Here is a 20,045-nt window from a genome sequence, read left to right as displayed (position 1 = left end):
CGGTCGCTGATTGGCCGTGCCCAATGCCGACCGCTCCGCCTAGCGTCGACGGCATGGAGATCGAGCAGGCACAGAAGCTGTGGCAGCCGGAGCCCGGCTGGCTGAACACCGCCTCCTACGGGTTGCCCCCCGACCCGGCGTGGGCAGCTCTGCAGGAGGCCCTGGCGGACTGGCGGGTCGGTCGGAGGTCGGCAGAGGGCTGGGACGAGTCGACGCAGCGGGCCCGGACCGCGTTCGCCGGTCTGATCGGGGTGCCGGCCGTCGACGTGACGGTCGGCGCGGCCGTGTCGCAGCTACTCGCGCCGGTCGCGGCGGCCCTGCCGGCCGGTGCGACGGTGCTGGTCCCGGAGATCGAGTTCACGTCGAACCTCTTTCCGTGGCTGGCGCAGACCGAGCGGGGTGTGCGGGTGCGGACGGTGCCAGCGAGTGAGCTGGCCGACGCGATCGACGCCGACACCGATCTGGTGGCGTTCAGTGTCGTGCAGTCCTCCGACGGCAGCGTCGCCGCGTACGACGAGATCGTCGCCGCGGCCCGGGCGCACGGCGCTCTGGTCGCGGTCGACGCGACCCAGGCGTGTGGGTGGCTGCCGTTCGACGGGAGCCGGGCCGACGTGGTGGCGGTGGGCGGCTACAAGTGGCTGATGGGCCCGCGGGGCTGCGCGTACGCCTATCTGGCCCCGGAGTTGCGCGAGCGGCTACGCCCGGACGCCGCCGGCTGGTACGCGGGCGCCGATCCGCAGGCCTCCTATTACGGCCCGCCGCTGCGGCTGGCCGATGACGCCCGCCGGTTCGACATCTCACCGGCCTGGTTCAGTTGGGTCGGTGCGGCGCCCGCCCTGGAGTTGGTCGCCGAGATCGGCGTGCCGGCGATCCGGGAGCATGACGTGGCGCTCGCCAACCGTTTCCTGACCGGGCTGGGCCGGCCACCGGGGGAGAGCGCCATCGTCACCGTCGACGTGCCCGACGCGGAGCAGCGGCTGGCCCGCGCCGGCGTGCGCGCTGCGGTGCGCGCCGGACGGGTCCGCGCCTCCTTCCACGTCTACTCGACCGAGGCCGACGTGGACGCCGCACTGGCGGCGCTGACCAACTGAGCCCGTTCAGGCACCGACCTGACTGAGCGCCCGCGCCTCGTTCTGCGGCACCAGCTGCGGAGGGACCACCTGAGGCGTGCCAGGCCGGCCGGACCAGAGGACCCGAGCGGCGATGCCCGGCGCGAAGAGCCCCGGCGGCGGCGTCATCAGGTTGGCGACGCTCAGGAAACGTCGCCCGACGGCGGGGTGCCGAGCGGCGGCGGCGTGCAGCCGAGCAACGTACCCGTTGAGGAAACGGGTGCGACGGCTGCGCTCCCCGACGATGGTCGGGTGGCGCAGGTCGGCACCGACGGCCATGTCCCACGGCACGTCCACCACCTTCGCCGCCCCGGTGAAGAATCGGCGGGGTAGGTGCCGCCGGCCCTGCCGGAGGCAGTCGCGCAGCACCATCGCCTCCACCGCGGCCACCGTCATGCCCTGCCCGTACGCCGGATTGAAGCTGCACATCGCGTCAGCGACCGCGATGAAGCCCTCGGGCAGGCGGGTGAGGTGTTCGTAGCGGCGACGCACGCTGGTGGGCAGCCGCATCCGCTTGGGCGGGCCGAGCGGCTCCGCCCGGCTCAGCAGCGAGTGCAGCTCCGGGGCGGGTAGCCGCCCGGCGAAGGCGAGGTATCCCTCGGGGTCGGTCGGAGGGGCCTGGTCGACGCCGACACCGAGCAGCGTCACCATCCACCGGTCGCCCTCGGCCGCGATGGCGACCCCGCCGTGCGGGGCGGCCGGCGACGGGCTGCTGATGAATGCGGCGAAGGCGGTGTCACCCGAGGTGCGGCGGTAGTCGCGGGAGACGTACACCGTCTGGGGGTCCACGCGGTCCTCGACGGGCGGCTGATAGCCGAGCTCGGCGAGCCAGGTGGGGCCGCGGTTGCCGCGGCCGGTCGCATCCACGACAAGATCGGCGTCGTGGTGCTCCTCCCGGCCACCTCGTGGCAGGACCCGTGCGCCGGTCACCGTGCCGCGATCGGCGTCGGCGAGCAGCCCCAGCGCCTCGCACCGGTCCCGGATCTCCACCGTGGGCAGTGCGCGGACGCGGTCCCGGACGTACGCCTCCAGGGCGCGTCGACTGACGCAGAGGCCTTCCAGCCCCGAGAAGGCCCGGGGAATGCGGTGACCGTCGTTGACCCACAGGCAGTCCCGTTGGATGTCGATGGCGACGGCCCCCTGAGCGATCAGGTCGGCGGTGAGGCCGGGGAAGAGTTCCTCCAGGACCTGCCGGCCCCGGGCGAGCAGGCCGTGTGAATGCCCGCTCTGCGGCACACCCTTGCGGTCGGCGGCCTCCGTCGGCAGGTCGTCGCGGTCGAAGACGGTCACCTTCGCGTACGACTCACTCAATACACGCGCGGCGAGTAGGCCGCCGATGCTGCCACCGAGGACGATCGCCTGTCCGGTCTCATTGGTCGTGGACACGGTTGACTCCGTTTCAATCAATTGGATGTCAACAGTTAGCGGCATGGCCTCGTCGTGGCGAAAGCGAATTAGCGGACGGGTAGCTGACAGCGCTTGTCCCGCCCGCGGTCGGTCTATTCAAGAGCGACGACCGGCCCGCTTTCGGCCCGTGAAGCCCCTGCTCAAGCCCTACCCTCGTGATCAATTGGTTGGTGTGGTGACCGATATCTCAGTCGTGTACCGGTCACCATTCGTCAGCCCTCGACCTATCAGGAAATTGACGAGTCGTGACGGGCCGGCCGCGCCCGCAGGGGGTCGCGGCCGGCCGCCGGGTGGTCAGGAGCAAATGCTGAAGCTCGCGTACGTGTACGCGAGCGGCTTCCACTCCAGGTCGGGCCCGAGGCTCATGTCCCACTTGCCGTCCGCGAGGCGACCGAAGTAGACGAAGTTGCTGCCCAGCCCGTCGTAGTAGAACCAGCTTTCGTACGTGCTGAGACGGGTTGCCGCCTTGGCGAGGGTCTTCGGGCCGACGACGCCGTCGCTGACGAGACCGCGATCGCTCTGCCACCGCTTGGTGGCGGCCGTCGTCGCCGGCCCGAACCTGCAGTCGACGCCGGAGGCGGCAAGGTAGCCGTCGGCCAGCAGGATCTTCTGCCACATGGCGACGACGTTGTTGTACGAACGGGTCGACGCGGAGATCGGGCCCTCGTCGCCCCAGTCGTCCGTCCAGGTGCCCGAGCCCGTCACGTACCCCTGGCTGACGTTGGCCGACGCGGATGCCGCCGGGATGGCGACGGCGCCGACCGTGGCAACCGCCATCGCCATCGCGACGGCCTTGATTCGTAGGTGCATGAGCATCTCCCTCTGGCTCCTGAAGCAGGTGTCATGAGGTAGATGGTCGGCAGCACCGCTTTGTTCACGCGGGCCGGACATTCGGTCTCAGGCCAGGTGGCCGCCGATCTTCGTGTACCCGCGCAGCAGGTCGCGGGAGATGATCAGCCGCTGCATCTCGTCGGTGCCCTCGAAGATCCGGTACAGCCGGACCTGCCGGTACCAGCGCTCGATCGGCAGCTCCCGGGTGTAGCCCATGCCGCCGTGGATCTGCAGCACCCGGTCGACCACCCGGTTGACCATGCCGGCGCCGTACAGCTTGCCCATCGAGGAGGCGTGCCGTGGGTCCAGGCCCTGGTCGACGGTCCACGCCGACTTCAACACCAGCCAGCGGGCCGCCTCCAGCTCGGTCTCCGAGTCGGCGATCATCCACTGGATGGCCTGGTTGGTGCCGATCGTGGTGCCGAAGGTCTCCCGGGTGTTGGCGTAGTCGATCGCCATCTGCAGGACCCGCTCGGCGATGCCGATGGCGTGTGACGGGATCGTGTAGCGGCCCTTGCCGATCCACTGCATGCCCAGCGTGAAGCCCTGCCCGATCTCGCCGAGGATGTTGCGGTGCGGCACGCGGACCCCGTCGAAGATCAGCGACGCCGGGCCGCCCTCGCCCATCGTCTGGATGAACTCCGAGCGCCAGCCCATCGACCGGTCGACCAGGAACGCGGTTGCCCCGCCGTTGCGGGCGCCCTTCTCCCGGTCGGTCACCGCGACGACGATGGCGAAGTCGGCGTCGTGGCCGCCGGTGATGAAGGTCTTTTCCCCGTCGAGGACCCAGTCGTCGCCGTCGCGGCGGGCGGTCAGCCGGATGTTGGCCGCGTCCGAGCCGGCACCCGGCTCGGTGATCGCGAAACAGGAGCGCCGCTCGCCTTCGATGGTCGGGATCAGGAACTCCCGCTTCTGCTCCTCGGTGGCGTGGAACAGGATGTTGTCCGCCTCGCCGCCGAAGCGGAACGGCACGAACGTGCGGCCCAGCTCGGTCCAGATCAGCGACTGGAGCACCGCCGGGAGGTCCATCCCGCCGTACTCCTCCGGGGTGGCCAGACCCCAGAAGCCGAACTTGCGTGCCTTGGTCTGCAGCTCGCGCAGCTCGGAGAGGTCCAGACCCGGCTGGTGCGCCCGTTCCCGGCGCAGCACCTCCTGCTCCAGCGGCATCACCTCGCGGCTGATGAACGACCGGACGGTGTCCCGCACCGCCCGCTCCTCGTCGGTCAGCGAAAAGTCCACGGTGGTCCTCCTGGCGTCGGTGCAGCCGGTCACCCTTAAACTAGCGGTGTAAGTTTTGCCGCGTCCAGACCCGGCGGCCGACCCGTGAGGAGCGCGAGTGCCCCGACCACGTCAGCCCCGGCTCACCCGGCAGCTCATCGTCGAGACCGCCACCGCGGTGATCGACGCCGAGGGCCTGCCAGCGCTGTCCACGCGCCGACTCGCCGCCGAGCTGGGCGTGCAGGGCCCCTCGCTCTACAACCACTTCGCCACCAAGGACGAGATCCTGGACGCGGTCGCCGACACCGTCACCGCCGCCGTCGACATCAGCGGCTTCGCCGGCCGGGACTGGGTGGTCGCGCTGCGCGACTGGGCCTGGTCGTACCGGCGGGCGCTCACCGCGCACCCGAACATCGTGCCGTACCTGGCCCAGGGGCCCGGGCGTCGTCCGGCCGCGCTGGCCATGGCGGACGCGGTCTACGGCGGGTTGGTGCGCGCTGGCTGGCCACCGGCCCGCGCCACCCACATCGGTGCGGCCCTGCGGTACTTCGTGGCCGGGTCGGCCCTCGGCTCGTTCGCCCGCGGCTTCGTCGAGGACCCTGAGCTGTACGCGGCGCACTACCCGCACCTCCGTCAGGCGCACCGGCTCGCCGAACACCAGCAGAGCGTGGACGAGGGCGCCTTCGCCCTCGGCCTGGACGCCCTGCTGCACGGCCTGGCCGCCGAGTACGCCCGCACGGTTGGCCCGCTCGACCCGGTGGAGTCCGCCCGGCCCAGCGGGTAGCTTCGAAACTCCCAGCGCTAGTTTCATCGCCCACCACCCCCGAAGGGACGATATGGACCTCGCTGCCGCCCCGCCGTCGCAGGTGCTGCCCGACGCCCTGCGCCTCCGCCGTCACCTGCACATCGCCGGCGAGTGGACCGAGCCCACCGGCGCCGACGTGATCGACGTGGAGAATCCGAGCACCGCCGAGCTGATCGGGCAGGTGCCGGCCGGCACGCCGGCCGACGTGGACCGGGCCGTGGCCGCGGCCCGCGCCGCCTTCCCCGGCTGGGCGTCCACCGCCCCGGCTGAGCGGGCCGGCCACCTCGACCGGCTGCACACCGCGCTCGCCGCACGCGCCGACGACCTCGCCCGCACCATCGCGGTCGAGCTGGGCGCCCCGCTCAAGCTCGCCACCCGGGTGCAGGTCGGGCTGCCGCTGACGGTGCTGCGCGACCACGTCGCCCTCGCGGCCCGTCCGCCGGTCGAGGAGACCATCGGCAACTCGCTGGTGGTCCGCGAGCCGGTCGGCGTGGTCGGCGCGATCACCCCGTGGAACTACCCCCTGCACCAGGTGATGGCCAAGCTGGCGCCCGCGCTCGCCGCCGGCTGCACGGTGGTGCTCAAGCCCAGCGAGCTGACCTCGCTGACGGCGTACCTGCTCTTCGACGCGGTCACCGAGGCCGGGTTGCCGCCGGGAGTGCTCAACCTCGTCCCCGGCACCGGCCCGGTGGTCGGCGCGGCGTTGGCCGGGCACCCCGACGTCGACCTGGTCTCGTTCACCGGCTCCACCGCCACCGGCCGGCAGATCGCGAAGGCCGCCGCCGAGCGGATCGCCCGCGTCGCGCTGGAGCTGGGCGGCAAGTCCGCCAACGTGATCCTCCCCGACGCCGACCTGGCCACCGCGGTCAAGGTCGGGGTCGGCAACGCCCTGCTCAACTCCGGGCAGACCTGCACGGCGTGGACCCGGATGCTGGTGCACCGCGACCGGTACGACGAGGCCCTCGACCTGATCGCCACGGCGGTGGCCGGTTACCGGCTCGGCGACCCGTTCGACCCGGCCACCCGGCTCGGCCCGCTGGTCTCCGCCGCGCAGGCCGAGCGGGTCCGCGGCTACGTCGACCGGGCCCTCGCCGACGGCGCCCGGCTGGTCGTCGGCGGCCCGGACGCCCCGGTGCCGGCGCAGGGGCACTTCGTCGCCCCGACCGTCTTCGCCGACGTGCACCCGGACAGCGCGCTCGCCCAGGAGGAGGTCTTCGGTCCGGTGCTCGCCGTCATCCCGTTCGCCGACACCGACGAGGCGGTGACCATCGCCAACAACTCGTCGTACGGGCTGGCCGGGGCGGTGTGGTCCGCCGATCCGGACGCCGCGCTCGCGGTGGCCCGGCGGCTGCGTACGGGCGCGGTCGACATCAACGGCGCACCGTTCAACCCGCTCGCCCCGTTCGGCGGGTACAAGCAGTCCGGCCTCGGCCGGGAGCTGGGCGTGCACGGGCTCGCCGAGTTCAGCGAGCTGAAGGCGATCCAGCGATGAGCGGGCCGGTCGTCGTGCGCGCGCTGGTCGCGCGTGAGCCCGGCGCGGCCCCGCGGGTCGAGCAGATTCGCCTGCCCGCGCCCGGCCCCGGCGAGCTGCGGGTGACGATCCGGGCCGCCGGCGTCTGCCACTCCGACCTGTCCATGATGAACGGCACCCTCGCGGCGAAGTTCCCGCTGGCGCTCGGGCACGAGGCGACCGGGGTGGTGGCCGAGGCCGGGCCGGGTAGCCGGCTGGCGGTCGGCACCCCGGTGGTGCTCAACTGGGCGCCGGCATGCCGGGCCTGCTGGTGGTGCCAGCGCGGCGAGCCGTGGCTCTGCGCCGACACCACCGCCCCGACCGTGCCCCGGGGCGAGACCGACGACGGCACCCCGCTGCACCTCACGCTCGGGCTCGGCGCGCTCGCCGAGGCCGTGGTGGTGCCCGAGAGCGCCGTCATCCCGATCCCCGAGGGGCTGCCCCCGGAGCGGGCCGCCCTGCTCGGCTGCGCGGTGCTCACCGGAGTCGGCGCGGTCCACAACACGGCCCGGGTGGCGCCCGGCGAGTCGGTCGCGGTGATCGGGCTCGGCGGGGTCGGGCTCGCCCTGCTCACCGCTGCCCGGCGGGCCGGCGCCACGCCGATCCTCGCGATCGACGTCGCCGAGGCCAAGCGGGACCTCGCGCTCGCCGCCGGGGCAACCGACTTCCTGCTCTCCGACGATCGGCTCTCCAAGGAGGCGCGGACGCGCACCGAGGGCCGGGGCTTCGACCACGCCTTCGAGTGCGTCGGCCGCGCCGCCACCATCCGGGCGGCGTGGCGGCTCACCCGGCGCGGGGGAGCGGTGACCGTGGTCGGCATGGGGGGCAGGGAGGACATGGTCAGCCTCGCGGCGCTCGACATCTTCCACTCCGCGCGTACCCTGCGCTCCTCGGTGTACGGCTCGTCCGACCCAAACCGTGAGGTGCCGGAGCTGGCCCGGGCCGTGCTCGACGGCACATTGGACCTGGCTCCGCTGGTCAGCGGCGTGGTCAGCCTGGACGAGGCCCCGGCCGCGTTCGACCGGCTGGCCCGGGGCGAGGGCGCCCGCTGGGTGGTCACCTTCGAGGACTGACCGATCCGGCCCCACCCGGCGTACGGGTGGGGCCGGTCCGGGTCACTTGCCGGTGACGATGCCCGGGTTGATGCAGAGCCCCGGGTTGGCGCCGTTCTTCTCGGCGATCTCCAGGCAGCGGGTCACCTTGTCGACCTTCGCGTTGGTCTCGGTGATCTGCTTGGAGATCTCGGCGTTCTTGCGGTCCTGCTCCAGGTTGCGCGTCTGCGCCAGCTTGTCCTGGAAGGCCCGGATGTTGGCCTCGGTCTTGTCGTCGTGGTTGACCCGGGTGATCGTCACCGACAAGATGTCGACGTCGGCGGCGAGGCGGGTGTCGGCGCTGGCCTTGATGTTCGCCGCGAACGGCTTCAGGTCGACGTTGAGGTCACCGGTCTGGGCGTCGATCTTCTCCAATGGGTTGTACGAGGCGAAGGCGTCGTTGACCGCGCTGTCGAGCTGCACGCCCACCCGCTGGCCCCGGAAGCTGACGAAGTCACCCTTGTAGTCCATGAACTGCTTCGGGGCGTTCTCCGGCTTGACCTGCCACTCGACGAGCACCTCCACGCACGCGTCGGCGAGCGTTCCGGTGCGCACCCGGACGCAGTTGTTGCCGCCGATGTGGTCGTACTTCTGTCGGCCCGCGTCCCATTCGCCGACCTTCTGCCAGGGGGCCACCCACTTCAGGCCCGAGCCGGTCACCTCGCCGGTGGGCTTGCCGAAGCTGGTGACGATGCCGACCGAGCGGATCGGCACGGAGTGGGCGCTGGAGGCGATCCCGACCACGAGTGTGCCGGCGAGGCAGCCGAGTGCCGCGAGGGCGGCCGTCCGCTTCACCGGCCTGCTGGGGGCGACGAGCGCCACGACGGCGCAGACCGCCAGGGCGACGGCGAGGACGATCGCCATGGTGAAGCCGACGGGCATGGGTTCCGGGCCTTTCGCTGGGCTGTGTGGATCATCAATCTAGGTGGCCGGGTCAAGTCGACGGTGCCGGCATGTGGAGGCAGCGCACGTTCCTGCATGCCTGAATATGGAGAGCATCGACATGGCTCGACTCGTGCGCCCCGCCGTAGGTTTCCTCCACGCGACGGGCCTGTGACCACGGTCACCTCATCGACCGTCGCCGCGACCCTGCGGAGGATGAGCGATGGCCGGGCAAGCGCTTTTGTCGGCCCGCGGGCTGACCCGCGACTTCCGAGGCTTCCGAGCGGTCGACCAGGTCGACCTCGACGTCGCGCCGGAGAGTGTGCACGCGCTGGTCGGCCCGAACGGCGCCGGTAAGACCACCCTGTTCAACCTGCTCACCGGCTTTCTGCGGCCCAGCGGCGGTCGGATCGAGCTGGCCGGGCGGGACGTCACGGGGCTGCCCCCGGAGCGGGTCGCCCGACTCGGCGTGGCCCGCTCCTTCCAGATCACCAGCCTCTTTCCGCAGCTGTCCGCCCGGGAGCACGTCGCGCTCGCCCTGCAGTCGTCGAGCGGGTTGGGCTGGCGGTTCTGGCGCTCGGCGAAGCTGATGGGCCGCTACACCGACCGGGCCGACGAGCTGTTGGCCATGGTGGGGCTGGCCGAGCTGGCGGACGCCCCCTCCGAGGCGTTGGCGTACGGCCGCAAGCGGGCCCTGGAGTTGGCCATCGCCCTGGCCCTGGATCCGAAGGTGCTGCTGCTCGACGAGCCGACCGCCGGCATGGGGCTGGAGGACGTCGACCGCACCGTCGAGCTGATCGGCCAGGTCCGCCAGGGCCGGACCGTGGTCATGGTCGAGCACAACATGAGCGTGGTCGGCCGGCTCGCCGACACCGTCACCGTGCTCCAGGCCGGCAAGGTCCTCGTCGAGGGCCCGTACGAGCAGGTCCGCGCGGACGAGCGCGTGATCACCGCCTACCTGGGAGCCGCTGATGCTGCGCATTGAGAACCTGTCCGCCTGGTACGGCGAGGCGCAGGTGCTGCGCGACGTCAGCCTGGAGGTGGCCGCTGGCGAGGTGGTGACCCTGGTCGGGCGCAACGGCGCCGGCAAGTCCACCCTGCTGCGCTGCGTCATGGGGCTGCACCCCGGCCAGCGCGGCACGGTGGAGCTGAACGGGCGGGACATCGGCCGGCTGCCGGCGCACCGCCGGGCCCGACTCGGGCTGGGCTGGGTGCCCGACGACCGGGGCAGCTACGCCACCCTGACCGTCACCGAGAACCTCACCCTGCCGCCCACGGTCGGCCCCGACCCGTGGTCGCTGGAGCGGGTGTACGAGGCGTTCCCGGCTCTCTACACCCGGCGCGACTCGGCCGCCACGATGCTCTCCGGCGGCGAGCAGCAGATGCTCGCCCTGGCCCGGGTGCTGCGGATGGGCGCCCGGCTGCTGCTCTGCGACGAGCCCACCGAAGGGCTCTCCCCGCTGCTGGTGCAGCAGGTCGGTGACCTGCTGCGGGAGGCCAAGCAGCACGGCGTGACCGTGCTGCTGGTCGAGCAGAACCTGCACTTCGCCACCGGCGTCGCCGACCGGCACTACCTGCTGGCCGAGGGACGCGTCGCGGAGGCGATGGACAACTCCGAGGTGCGCTCACGGGAACGCGAGCTGCTGGCGTACCTGGGGATCTGAATTTTTCCGACGATGACCCGTGCGACGACGCGCGGAATGGATGGAGTGGGCATGCGCAGGACGGTGGGTGTGGCCGCGGCGTCGGCCGCGGTGGTGCTGATCGCCGGCTGTGGTGGCGGTGGACCCCAGTCGGGCGGCGACCAGAAGCTGAGCGGCGGCAAGATCGTGCTGGGCGTGCTCAACGACCAGTCCGGGGCGTACTCGGAGCTGTCCGGCAAGAACTCGGTCGCCGCAGTGGAGCTGGCCATCGCCGACTTCACCGCGAAACACGGAGACAAGGCGGTGACCAAGGACATCACCGTGGAGACCGCCGACCACCAGAACAAGCCGGACGTGGCCAACTCCAAGGCCCAGGAGATGTACGACCGCAAGGGCGTCGACCTGATCCTGGACGTGCCCACCTCGTCGGCGGCGTTGAAGGTCGCCGACGTGGCCAAGGAGAAGAAGAAGCTCTATTTCAACATCGGCGCGGCGACCACCGACCTGACCGGCAAGAGCTGCAACAAGTACACCTTCCACTACGCGTACGACACGTACATGCTGGCCAACGGCACCGGCAAGACCACCACCGAGCAGATCGGCAAGAACTGGTACATCCTGTACCCGAACTACGCCTTCGGTCAGGACATGGAGAAGAGCTTCTCCACGGCGATCACGGCGGCCGGCGGAAAGGTGGTCGGCAAGGACGGTGCGCCGTTCCCGAACACCAGCGGTGACTTCTCCACCTTCCTGCTCAAGGCGCCGAACCTGACCCCGAAGCCGGACGTGCTGGGCACCATGCAGGCCGGTGCGGAGCTGGTCAACGTGGTCAAGCAGTACAACGAGTTCAAGTTGCGGGAGAAGGGCGTCGGCCTCGCGGTGGGGCTGATGTTCCTCACCGACATCCACTCGCTCACCCCGGCGGCGCTGGCCGGCACCACCTACACCGACGCCTGGTACTGGAACTTCGACGCGAAGAACCGGGAGTTCGCCGACCGGTTCCAGCAGAAGACCGGCACCCGGCCCACCTTCGCGCACGCGGCCAACTACTCCGCCGCGACCCAGTACCTGGAGGCGGTGCAGGCCGCCGGCACCGACGACGCGGACACCGTGGTCAAGGGCCTGGAGGGCAAGACGGTCGAGGATGTCTTCCTGCGCAACGGCAAGATCCGCGCCGAGGACCACCGGGTAGTGCACGACGCGTACCTGGCCCAGGTGAAGCCGCAGTCCGAGGTGGCCGAGCCGTGGGACTACGTCAAGGTGCTCAAGACGATCCCGGCCGCGGAGGCGTTCCGCACGCCGTCCGCGGACTGCAAGCTATGAGCGCATTCGCGCAGAACACGTTCAACGGGTTGGTGAGCGGGGCGTTCTACGCCCTGCTCGCCCTCGGGCTCGCGGTCATCTTCGGCATGCTGCGGGTGGTCAACTTCGCCCACGGCGCGTTCTACATGCTCGGCGCGTTCGGCGCGTACGTGCTGCTCACCGAGGCGGGCGTGCCGTTCTGGGCGGCTCTGGTGATCATGCCGGTGGGGCTGGGGCTGCTCGGCATGGCGTTGGAGCGGGCCGTGATCCACCGGCTGACCAAGCTCGACCCGCTCTACAACTTCCTGCTCACCTTCGGGCTGACGCTGATCCTGCAGGACCTGGTGAAGCTGCGCTACGGGGTGCAGTCCAGCCCGTACGCCACCCCGTCGCTGCTGAGCGGGACGGTGGACTTCGGGCTCTTCGACTTCCCGACGTACCGCGTGTTCATCCTCGGCTTCGCGGTGCTGCTCTGCGTCGTGGTCTGGTGGGTGCTCAGCCGGACCCGGATCGGCATGGTGGTCCGGGCGGCCACCGAGCGGCCCGAGCTGACCCGGGCGTTCGGGATCGACGTCGGGCGGTGGGTGACCCCGGTCTTCGGCTTCGGGATCGGGCTGGCCGGCCTGGCCGGTGTGCTGGCTGCGCCGATGCGGGCGGTCAACCCGCTGATGGGCGCCGACCTGATCATCGTGGTCTTCGCGGTGGTGGTGATCGGTGGGCTGGGCTCGATCTTCGGCTCGGTCGCCGCCGGCTTCGGCATCGGCCTGATCCAGGCCTGGGGCGAGGCGTACCTGTCCAACTTCCCGATCGTGTCGCAGACGATCGTCTTCGTGGTGATGGCCGTCGTGCTGCTCTGGCGCCCGGCCGGCCTGTTCGGTCGTGAGGAGGCACCGGCATGACCAGCACCGTGGACACCCCGGCCGAAGCGGCCCGGCCGACGCCGCCGTCCGGCCTGCTCACCGTGGCCCGCGCCCCCGGCTGGGTCCGGTACGCGCTGCTCGCCGTCGGGCTGGTCGTCGCCGCCTGGCTGCCCAACGGGCTGTACCCGGCGGTCGCGGTGGACATCCTCTGCTGGGCGTTGTTCGCCGTCGCGGTGGACCTGCTGCTCGGCTTCACCGGGCTGATGTCCTTCGGGCACGCCGCGTTCTGGGGCACGTCGGCGTACGTCACCGGGTTGGTGGCCATCCACGCCGGCCTGCCGTTCCCGCTCGCCGTGCTGACCGGGGCGGTCGCCGCGGCCGTGCTGGCGGTGCCGATCGGTTACCTGGCGGTCAAGCGGACCGGCATCTACTTCGCCATGGTGACCCTGGCCTTCGCGCAGATGATCTACTACATCGCGAACGACTGGCGGTCGGTGACCCAGGGCGAGAACGGCCTGCAGGGGGTGCCCCGGGAGCTGTTCGGCTGGGATCTCACCGACGACTACTACTTCTATTACGCGATCCTGCCGATCGTGCTGCTCGGGCTGGCCGCCGCCTGGCGGATCGTGCACTCCCCGTTCGGGCGGGTGCTGGTCGGCATCCGCGACAACCCGGCGCGGGCCCGGGCGCTGGGCTACCCGGTGCACCGCTACAAGCTGACCGCGTTCGTGCTGTCCGGGTTCATCGCCGGCCTGGGCGGGGGGCTGTTCGCGGTCGGCCACCGGTTCGTCTCGCTGGACGTGCTGCACTGGACCACCTCCGGCAAGGCCGTCATCGTGGTGGTGCTCGGCGGGATCGGCACGCTCTGGGGCGGGGTGCTCGGCGCCGGCATCGTGGTCCGGCTGGAGGACTGGCTGTCGTTCTCCGGCTTCGAGGCGATCGGCCTGGTCACCGGCGGCATCTTCGTCCTCGTCGTGGTGTTGTTCCGCCGCGGCGTGTGGGGCAGCGTCGCCGCGCTGGCCCGCCGGCTGGCGGCCCGCCGCCGGTAAGTTTCCCGCCGGCGCATCCACCACGCGCCGTCGCAGCGAACCCCCGGGTAGCGAACGCCTACCTGGGGGTACGTCTGGTGTTGACCGATCTGATGCCGGCAGAGGCCGTGGAGAGCGCGCACAAGCGGTTCTCGCTGGCGGCCGAGGACCTGGACGGCAACCGTGTCGCCAGGGTGCTGCTCGACATGGCCGGTGCGTGGGGGCTGCCGGCGTTCTGGGAGCAGGTCTGCCGGCCGCTGCTCGCCCGGTTGCCGGGGCGTACCCCCGCGGAGATGGCGACCGAGCACGCCCTCTGCGAGGGCATCCGGGTCGGCTTGGACGCGTACCGCCGAAACCCCGGCCGGTCCCTGCCCACCGCCGGGGTGCTGCTGGCCGGCGCCGAGCAGGAGACGCACTGCCTCGGCCTGCACGCGCTCTCCGCCGCACTGCGTGAGCAGGGTCGGGGTTGCGTGCATCTCGGCCCCGCGCTGCCCTGGTCCGCGCTGGCCGCCGCGGTGTCCCGGGCCCGGCCGCGCGTCGTGGTGCTCTGGGCGCAGACGCCGGTCACCGGCCGCGCGTACCGCCTGGTGCGCCTGGCCCGGGACGTCCCGGCGGTGCGGGTGTACGGCGCCGGGCCGGGCTGGATCGAGCCGCTCACCGCCCCGGCGAGCCAGCTGGGCACGTTGCCGGCCGCCCTCACCGCCTGCCTGACAGCCACGCGAGCACGCTGATCTCGGCGACCGGTGTCGCGGTCGCGCGGTGCGGGGGAGCCGGGTGTGACGGTCGGCGGGGTGCGGCGGCCAGTCGGGTGCGGCGGTCACCGCCGCCGGGCCGGCCGATGCCGGGGCGTCCTTTGCTCTGCTTCAACCGACGCAACAGCCACGGCCCGAAACCGTTGCGCGGGTTGAAGCAGAGCAAAGGCGGCGGAGAGTGCACTGCTGCGTCCCCGGGAGCGGGCACTCGAACGGGCGTGACGCCTGCCACATACGATACGGATCGGTGTCGTATCGTTAATGCCGCCCGTAGGCTGTCCCCGTTACGAGTCTGGCCCGTCTCGTATTGCGTGGCGGGTGCAACCGGGGGGAGAACCGGGCATGGAGCTGCACGACAACACAGGCCACCCGAGGAGGTGGGCGATCCTGGGGGTGCTGGTGATCAGCCTCCTGGTGGTCGTCCTCGACAACACCATCCTCAACGTGGCACTGCGCACCCTGGCCGACCCGGTGCACGGCCTCGGCGCGAGCCAGGGCCAGTTGGAGTGGGCCATCAACTCCTACACGCTGGTCTTCGCCGGCCTGCTGTTCACCTTCGGGGTGCTCGGCGACCGCGTCGGCCGCAAGCGCTTCCTGATGGTCGGGCTCGCGCTGTTCGGGCTGGCGTCGCTGCTGTCGGCGTACTCGCAGGACCCCGGCCAGCTGATCGCGGCCCGCGCCCTGATGGGTGTCGGCGGTGCGGCCATCATGCCGGTGACGCTGTCGATCATCTCCAACGTCTTCGACCCGCGCGAGCGCGGTCGGGCGATCGGCGTCTGGGCCGGTGCGGTCGGCCTCGCGGTGGCGATCGGCCCGATCCTCGGCGGCGCGCTGCTCGAGCACTTCTGGTGGGGTTCGGTCTTCCTGATCAACGTGCCGGTGGTGGTCGCCGGCGTGGTCCTGGTCGCCCTGCTGGTCCCCGAGTCGCGTGACCCGCGCCCGGGCCGCGTCGACGTGCTCGGCGTCCTGCTCTCCGTGGTCGGCCTGGTCGCTCTCTCCTACGGCATCATCGACGGTGGCGAGCACGGCTTCGACCAGCCGCTGGCCTGGGGCTCGATCCTGGTCGGCCTGGCGGTGCTGACCTGGTTCGTGCAGCACGAACGGCGCAGCGACCACCCGTCGCTCGACGTCCGGCTGTTCCGCCTGCCGCACTTCGCCGCGCCGGTGGCCATCGTCGGCCTAGTCTTCTTCGCCGCGATGGGCTCGATGTTCTTCGGCTCGTTCTACCTGCAACTGGTGCGCGACTTCAGCCCGCTGCAGACCGGCCTGCTCTTCCTGCCCTTCGCCGGCGCTCAGCTGATCTTCGCGCCACGTAGCGCCGCGATGGTCCGTCGCTTCGGCGGCAAGGCCGTCGCCGCCACCGGGCTGCTGCTGACCACGGTGTCGCTGGGCGCGTTCATCTTCATCGGCGCGACCACCCCGATCTGGGTCGTGCTGGTCGTCTTCTTCATCCAGGGCGCCGGAATGGCCAACATCATGGCGCCGGCCACCGAATCGATCATGTCGGCGCTGCCCCGGGAGAAGGCCGGCGTGGGCTCCGCGGTCAGCAACACGATCCGCCAGGTGGCCGGCGCGCTCGGCGTGGCGGTCATCGGCTCGGTGCTCTCCGCGGTCTACCGCAGCGACGTCGGCGGCGCGCTCACCGGCCTGCCCGCGCAGGCCCACGACGCGGCCAACGAGTCGATCTCCGGGGCGTACGCGGCTGCCGGCCAGCTCGGTCCGGCGGGGCCGGCGCTCATCTCGGCGGCCAACGACGCCTTCGTCACCGCCATGCACTGGGCGGCCGCGCTCTCCGCGGTGATCGCCGCGCTCGGCATCCTGGTGGTGCTGCGCTGGATGCCGGGCCGGGAGGCCACGCCCACCGCCCCGGCGGCGCCGGTGGCCGAGCCCGAGTTGGCCGGGACGGCATAGGTTCGGGGACAATGTCCGACATGACGTCCACTGCCGATGCTCCGCGGTCGCCCGGGCGACCGCGGAGCATCCGCGCCGATGAGGCGATCATCGAGGCCACCCTCGATCTGCTCGCCGACGGCAGCACCATCGAGGCGCTCTCGATCGAGGCGATCGCCGCTCGCGCCGGCGTCGGCAAGGCCACCATCTACCGCCGCTGGGCCGGCAAGGACGCATTGCTGCTGGACGCGCTGCGCCGGCTCAAGGGCGTCATGCCGCAACTGGAGGGTCGCTCCGTCCGGGACGACCTGCTGCTGCTGGTCGGCGCGATCGGGCACAACCCCGACCCTCGTGCCAAGAAGATCATGCCCTGCCTGGTGCCCGAGGTGAACCGCAGCCCGGATCAGTTCCAGCTCTACCAGAACATCATCGCCCCCCGCCGGCAGCTCATGCGTGAGGTGCTGCGGCGGGGCATCGACGAGGGTCTGCTGCGGCCCGACATCGACCTGGAGGTCACCATGGCCCTCCTCACCGGGCCCATGCTGATCCAGCGGGTGCTGCAGTGGAACCCCGACCTGGACGAGCAGACCCTGCCCGCGCAGGTCGTCGACACCGTGCTGGCCGGCATCAGCGTCCACTGACCCGCGGCCGCGCGGCCGCGTGGCCGCGTGGCCGCGTCGCCGCGTCGACGCGTCGCCGCGTCGATCTAGGGCATATCGTCGCTGATTGAGATCGACAAGCAGCCATTTGCCCTAGATCGACGCGCGAGGGCGCGGTGGTCAGCCGGCGGCGGGGGTACGCAGCCGGTGCAGCCGCAGCGCGAGCTGCACCTCCAGGGCGCGCTCGGGCTTCTGCCAGTCGGCGCCGAGCAACTGCCCGACCCGCTCCAGCCGCTGAGTCACCGTGTTGACGTGCACGTGCAGCTGCTCGGCGGCCCGGGCCAGGCTGCCGCCCACCCCGAAGTACGCCTCCAACGTCCGCACCAACGCCGTACCCCGACGGGCGTCGTAGTCGACCACCGGCCCGACCGTGGCGGTGAGGAACTGGGCCACGTCCTTGTCGCCCCGGTCGCCGACCGTGCCCAGCAGCAGCCCGACGAAGCCCAGCTCGGCCGTGCTCGCCCCCTGACCGGCGCGGCCCAGCGCGCCGAGCGCGGTGAGGCAGCGGTCCGCCTCCAGGAACGTGCCGGCCAACGCCGATGGCCCGTCCGCCGGGCCGCTCGCCCCCGCGGTCACCGGCCGACCGGTCACCCGGGACAGGTCCCGGGCCACCGCGCGGGCACTGCCACCGGCGTCCCGCCCCGGCAGCATCAGCACCACCCGGCCGTCGCGCGCCGCAGCCAGCCCGCCCCGGCTCGAGGCGTACGTGGTAGCCCAGGAGAGCACGCGCTGCCGGGCCGAGCCGGTGGCGGCGATCGCGTCGTCGCCCACCGCCACCAGCACGTGTGGCGCGTCCAGGTCCACCCCGAGCCGACGGGCCCGACTGCGCAACGCGTCGGTGTCGCGCAGCGGCCGGGCGATCAGGTCGTCCAGCAGTTCGCCGCGGACGCGCCCCTCGGCCTCGGCGACGGTTCGCCGGAACAGCAGCAGCAGCGCCGTGACCAGGGCGGCCCGCTCCAGAATCCGCTGGTCGGCGTCGACCAGCTCGTCGTCCGGGCGCAGTACCAGGGCGCCCAGGTTCTCCGCGCCCGCCACGACCGCCGCGTACCAGAGCGGGCCTCGGCGCACGCTGCGTCCCTCGGTCCGGGACGCGGCCACCGCCTCGACGATGTCGGTCCGCTCCGGCTCGTCGATCTCGCCGACCCGGGCCAGCAGCCGCCCCTGCGCGTCCAGGGCCAACAGCGCCCCGCCCAGCACCTCGGTCACGGCGGCGGCCACGTCCTCCACCCCGCCGCCGCGCAGCACCAGCGCGGTCATCCGGTCGTGTGCCGCCGCGGCACGCTCCACCGAGCTGCTGTGGGCCCGGATGGTGGTGTTCGCCGCCGAGAGCTCCGCCAGCGCCGAGCGGGTCTCGGCCAGCAGCCGGGCGGTGTCGATCGCCACCGCGGCGTGCGCGGCGAGGGAGACCAGCAGCGCCACCTCCTCGCGGGCGAACGGCCGGGCCGAGCGGTTGGCCGCGTAGAGCACGCCGATCGAGGTGGAGCCGAGCCGCAGCGGCACCCCGAGGATCGCCACCAGGCCCTCCTCGCCAACGCCGGCGTCGATCTCCCCGGTGTGGTGGAAGCGCTCGTCCTCGTCGTAGTTGGCGGTCACGTACGGTGCGCCGGACTGGGCGACCAGGCCACCGAGGCCGGCACCCATCGGCAGCCGCAGCCGCTGGAAGCGGGCCGACACCGACCCGTCGGTCACCCGCATGTAGGTGTCGCCGCGCTCGTCGTCGTTGAGCGTCATGTAGGCCACGTCGGCGCCGAGCAGGTTGCGGGCCCGGTGCACGATCGCCCGCAGCACGTCGTCCAGGTCGCGCAACCCGGCCAGGTCACTGACCGTGTCGTACAGGCCGGACAGCTCGGTCTCCCGACGGCGCCGACGCTCCAGCAGCGCGCGTACCCGCAGCGCCACCGTCTTGGCCTGTTCCAGCTCGGCCAGCCGGTCGGCGGGCAGCCCGGCGGCGCGCGCGGCCACCAACGGGCCCTCGAACTCCACCGTGGCGGCCTCGCGGGCGAGCAGCTCCAGGAACTCCACCGGCGACGACATGGTCGACATTGTGCGCGGGCCCACTAGTTGGCCGTCCAGCCCCCGTCGAGCGCGATCGACGCGCCGGTGATGAACGCCGCCGGCGGCGAGCAGAGGTACGCCAGAAGCTCGGCCACCTCCTCCGGCTCGATGAGCCGCTTGATCGCGGCCCGGGCCAGCATGATCTTCTCGACCACCTCGGTCTCACCGATGCCGTGACTGGCCGCCTGGTCGGCAATCTGGCTCTCCACCAACGCGGTGCGCACGTACGCCGGATTGATGCAGTTGGCGGTCACCCCGTGCGCGGCGCCCTCCAGCGCCACCACCTTCGACAGCCCCTCGAGGGCGTGCTTCGCCGAGACGTAGGCCGCCTTGTACGGCGAGGCGCGTAGCCCGTGCACCGAGGAGATGTTGACGATCCGGCCCCAGCCCCGTGCGTACATGTGCGGCAGCGCGCGGCGGATGATCAAAAACGGCGCCTCGACCATCACCCGCTGGATGTACTCGAAGCGCTCGACGGGGAAGTCCTGTAGCGGCGCCACGTGCTGGAGCCCGGCGTTGTTCACCACGATGTCGACGTCCACGTCGAGCCGGTCGACCGCCGCCGGGTCGGCCAGGTCCACCCCCTCGGCCTGACCCCCGGCCTCGGCGGCCACCTCCGTGGCCGCCTCCAGGTTGCGGTCCACCACGAGCACCTTGGCGCCGGCCGCACCCAGCCGCAGGGCGCAGGCCCGGCCGATGCCGCTGCCGCCCCCGGTGACCAGGGCGGTCCGACCGGCGAGGTCGACCTGTACGACGTGGGGGACCGCCACGGGTTCTGCCGTCATGGCGCAAGAAGTTACGAGCTGTGTGCTCCCCGGCACATGGGCCAGCGACACATACTCCGTACCAAAGCTGTGTGGCCCACCCGCCCCTGCCGGCCGCTTCCGCGCCCTTCCACCCCACCCCACCCCGCGCCGCGCCGCGCCGCGCCGCGCGCCTCCGCGTCGCGCGCCTCCGCGTCGCGCGCCTCCGCGTCGCGCGCCTCCGCGTCGCGCCGCGCGCC

18 protein-coding genes are annotated in these 20,045 nt (G+C 72.0%); 12 read left to right on the top strand and 6 right to left on the bottom strand.

The window, feature by feature from the left end:
- Positions 1–53: 53 nt before the first annotated feature.
- Positions 54–1,091 (top strand): aminotransferase class V-fold PLP-dependent enzyme, encoded by a 1,038-nt coding sequence (locus tag V6V47_RS28110; protein ID WP_334631391.1) that lies wholly within the window; start codon positions 54–56, stop codon positions 1,089–1,091.
- Between the two features lie 6 nt (positions 1,092–1,097).
- On the opposite strand, the gene V6V47_RS28105 is transcribed toward V6V47_RS28110, so the two are convergent.
- The 3 genes from V6V47_RS28105 to V6V47_RS28095 all read right to left on the bottom strand — a co-directional run bounded on the left by V6V47_RS28105 (position 1,098) and on the right by V6V47_RS28095 (position 4,586).
- Entirely contained in the window at positions 1,098–2,495 is a 1,398-nt protein-coding gene (locus tag V6V47_RS28105) for an FAD-dependent oxidoreductase (protein WP_334631390.1), read from the bottom strand.
- 315 nt (positions 2,496–2,810) lie between these two features.
- Positions 2,811–3,326, bottom strand: a complete 516-nt coding sequence (locus V6V47_RS28100) for a peptidoglycan-binding domain-containing protein (RefSeq protein ID WP_334631389.1) — start codon at positions 3,324–3,326, stop codon at positions 2,811–2,813.
- Between the two features lie 87 nt (positions 3,327–3,413).
- Positions 3,414–4,586: an acyl-CoA dehydrogenase family protein gene (locus V6V47_RS28095; protein WP_334631388.1), complete on the bottom strand. Its 1,173-nt coding sequence runs from the start codon at positions 4,584–4,586 to the stop codon at positions 3,414–3,416.
- Positions 4,587–4,683: 97 nt separating this feature from the next.
- Between V6V47_RS28095 and V6V47_RS28090 the strand changes: the two genes are divergently transcribed.
- The 3 genes from V6V47_RS28090 to V6V47_RS28080 are packed head-to-tail and all read left to right on the top strand — an operon-like array spanning position 4,684 to position 7,953.
- Positions 4,684–5,349, top strand: coding sequence for a TetR/AcrR family transcriptional regulator C-terminal domain-containing protein (locus tag V6V47_RS28090; protein ID WP_334631387.1), 666 nt, complete (start codon positions 4,684–4,686; stop codon positions 5,347–5,349).
- Positions 5,350–5,401: 52 nt separating this feature from the next.
- Complete coding sequence (locus V6V47_RS28085) at positions 5,402–6,862, top strand: aldehyde dehydrogenase family protein (RefSeq protein WP_334631386.1); 1,461 nt, start codon at positions 5,402–5,404, stop codon at positions 6,860–6,862.
- On the top strand, positions 6,859–7,953 hold the full coding sequence (locus tag V6V47_RS28080; RefSeq protein ID WP_334631385.1) for an alcohol dehydrogenase catalytic domain-containing protein: 1,095 nt from the start codon (positions 6,859–6,861) through the stop codon (positions 7,951–7,953). Before V6V47_RS28085 ends, V6V47_RS28080 begins: the two co-directional genes overlap by 4 nt.
- Before the next feature lie 42 nt (positions 7,954–7,995).
- Here V6V47_RS28080 and V6V47_RS28075 read toward each other — a convergent pair whose 3' ends face one another.
- The gene (locus tag V6V47_RS28075; protein WP_334631384.1) at positions 7,996–8,853 is read right to left on the bottom strand and encodes an SPFH domain-containing protein; all 858 of its coding nucleotides are present in this window, start codon (positions 8,851–8,853) and stop codon (positions 7,996–7,998) included.
- A gap of 223 nt (positions 8,854–9,076) precedes the next feature.
- Here V6V47_RS28075 and V6V47_RS28070 point away from each other — a divergent pair, with 223 nt between their 5' ends.
- The 8 genes from V6V47_RS28070 to V6V47_RS28035 all read left to right on the top strand — a co-directional run bounded on the left by V6V47_RS28070 (position 9,077) and on the right by V6V47_RS28035 (position 16,969).
- Positions 9,077–9,838 (top strand): ABC transporter ATP-binding protein, encoded by a 762-nt coding sequence (locus V6V47_RS28070; protein WP_334631383.1) that lies wholly within the window; start codon positions 9,077–9,079, stop codon positions 9,836–9,838.
- Positions 9,825–10,517: an ABC transporter ATP-binding protein gene (locus V6V47_RS28065; protein WP_334631382.1), complete on the top strand. Its 693-nt coding sequence runs from the start codon at positions 9,825–9,827 to the stop codon at positions 10,515–10,517. The genes V6V47_RS28070 and V6V47_RS28065 overlap by 14 nt, the downstream gene beginning before the upstream one ends.
- Positions 10,518–10,568: 51 nt before the next feature.
- On the top strand, positions 10,569–11,819 hold the full coding sequence (locus tag V6V47_RS28060) for an ABC transporter substrate-binding protein (RefSeq protein WP_334631381.1): 1,251 nt from the start codon (positions 10,569–10,571) through the stop codon (positions 11,817–11,819).
- Positions 11,816–12,697, top strand: a complete 882-nt coding sequence (locus V6V47_RS28055) for a branched-chain amino acid ABC transporter permease (RefSeq protein WP_334631380.1) — start codon at positions 11,816–11,818, stop codon at positions 12,695–12,697. The genes V6V47_RS28060 and V6V47_RS28055 overlap by 4 nt, the downstream gene beginning before the upstream one ends.
- Complete coding sequence (locus V6V47_RS28050) at positions 12,694–13,707, top strand: branched-chain amino acid ABC transporter permease (protein ID WP_334631379.1); 1,014 nt, start codon at positions 12,694–12,696, stop codon at positions 13,705–13,707. The genes V6V47_RS28055 and V6V47_RS28050 overlap by 4 nt, the downstream gene beginning before the upstream one ends.
- Positions 13,708–13,784: 77 nt before the next feature.
- Positions 13,785–14,417, top strand: a complete 633-nt coding sequence (locus tag V6V47_RS28045; protein ID WP_334631378.1) for a transcriptional regulator — start codon at positions 13,785–13,787, stop codon at positions 14,415–14,417.
- A gap of 363 nt (positions 14,418–14,780) precedes the next feature.
- Positions 14,781–16,349 (top strand): MFS transporter, encoded by a 1,569-nt coding sequence (locus tag V6V47_RS28040; protein ID WP_334631377.1) that lies wholly within the window; start codon positions 14,781–14,783, stop codon positions 16,347–16,349.
- Between the two features lie 11 nt (positions 16,350–16,360).
- Positions 16,361–16,969, top strand: coding sequence for a TetR/AcrR family transcriptional regulator (locus tag V6V47_RS28035; RefSeq protein WP_334631376.1), 609 nt, complete (start codon positions 16,361–16,363; stop codon positions 16,967–16,969).
- A 138-nt stretch (positions 16,970–17,107) separates the two neighbouring features.
- Here V6V47_RS28035 and V6V47_RS28030 read toward each other — a convergent pair whose 3' ends face one another.
- Positions 17,108–19,030: a helix-turn-helix domain-containing protein gene (locus V6V47_RS28030; protein ID WP_334631375.1), complete on the bottom strand. Its 1,923-nt coding sequence runs from the start codon at positions 19,028–19,030 to the stop codon at positions 17,108–17,110.
- Between the two features lie 14 nt (positions 19,031–19,044).
- Positions 19,045–19,827, bottom strand: coding sequence for a 3-hydroxybutyrate dehydrogenase (locus V6V47_RS28025; protein WP_334631374.1), 783 nt, complete (start codon positions 19,825–19,827; stop codon positions 19,045–19,047).
- Between the last annotated feature and the right edge of the window lie 218 nt (positions 19,828–20,045).

It is taken from the genome of Micromonospora sp. CPCC 205539 (assembly GCF_036906815.1).
Lineage (GTDB): Bacteria > Actinomycetota > Actinomycetes > Mycobacteriales > Micromonosporaceae > Micromonospora.
This window is presented reverse-complemented; position numbering and strand designations above follow the sequence as displayed.

Bases quoted from the DNA above. Each gene is read 5' to 3' on its own strand.
- V6V47_RS28110 (WP_334631391.1), top strand. From the start codon at position 54: ATGGAGATCGAGCAGGCACAGAAGCTGTGGCAGCCGGAGCCCGGCTGG.
- V6V47_RS28055 (WP_334631380.1), top strand. From the start codon at position 11,816: ATGAGCGCATTCGCGCAGAACACGTTCAACGGGTTGGTGAGCGGGGCG.
- V6V47_RS28035 (WP_334631376.1), top strand. From the start codon at position 16,361: ATGTCCGACATGACGTCCACTGCCGATGCTCCGCGGTCGCCCGGGCGA.
- V6V47_RS28085 (WP_334631386.1), top strand. From the start codon at position 5,402: ATGGACCTCGCTGCCGCCCCGCCGTCGCAGGTGCTGCCCGACGCCCTG.
- V6V47_RS28040 (WP_334631377.1), top strand. From the start codon at position 14,781: ATGGAGCTGCACGACAACACAGGCCACCCGAGGAGGTGGGCGATCCTG.
- V6V47_RS28065 (WP_334631382.1), top strand. From the start codon at position 9,825: ATGCTGCGCATTGAGAACCTGTCCGCCTGGTACGGCGAGGCGCAGGTG.
- V6V47_RS28075 (WP_334631384.1), bottom strand. From the start codon at position 8,853: ATGCCCGTCGGCTTCACCATGGCGATCGTCCTCGCCGTCGCCCTGGCG.
- V6V47_RS28050 (WP_334631379.1), top strand. From the start codon at position 12,694: ATGACCAGCACCGTGGACACCCCGGCCGAAGCGGCCCGGCCGACGCCG.
- V6V47_RS28080 (WP_334631385.1), top strand. From the start codon at position 6,859: ATGAGCGGGCCGGTCGTCGTGCGCGCGCTGGTCGCGCGTGAGCCCGGC.
- V6V47_RS28100 (WP_334631389.1), bottom strand. From the start codon at position 3,326: ATGCACCTACGAATCAAGGCCGTCGCGATGGCGATGGCGGTTGCCACG.
- V6V47_RS28070 (WP_334631383.1), top strand. From the start codon at position 9,077: ATGGCCGGGCAAGCGCTTTTGTCGGCCCGCGGGCTGACCCGCGACTTC.
- V6V47_RS28060 (WP_334631381.1), top strand. From the start codon at position 10,569: ATGCGCAGGACGGTGGGTGTGGCCGCGGCGTCGGCCGCGGTGGTGCTG.
- V6V47_RS28025 (WP_334631374.1), bottom strand. From the start codon at position 19,827: ATGACGGCAGAACCCGTGGCGGTCCCCCACGTCGTACAGGTCGACCTC.
- V6V47_RS28030 (WP_334631375.1), bottom strand. From the start codon at position 19,030: ATGTCGACCATGTCGTCGCCGGTGGAGTTCCTGGAGCTGCTCGCCCGC.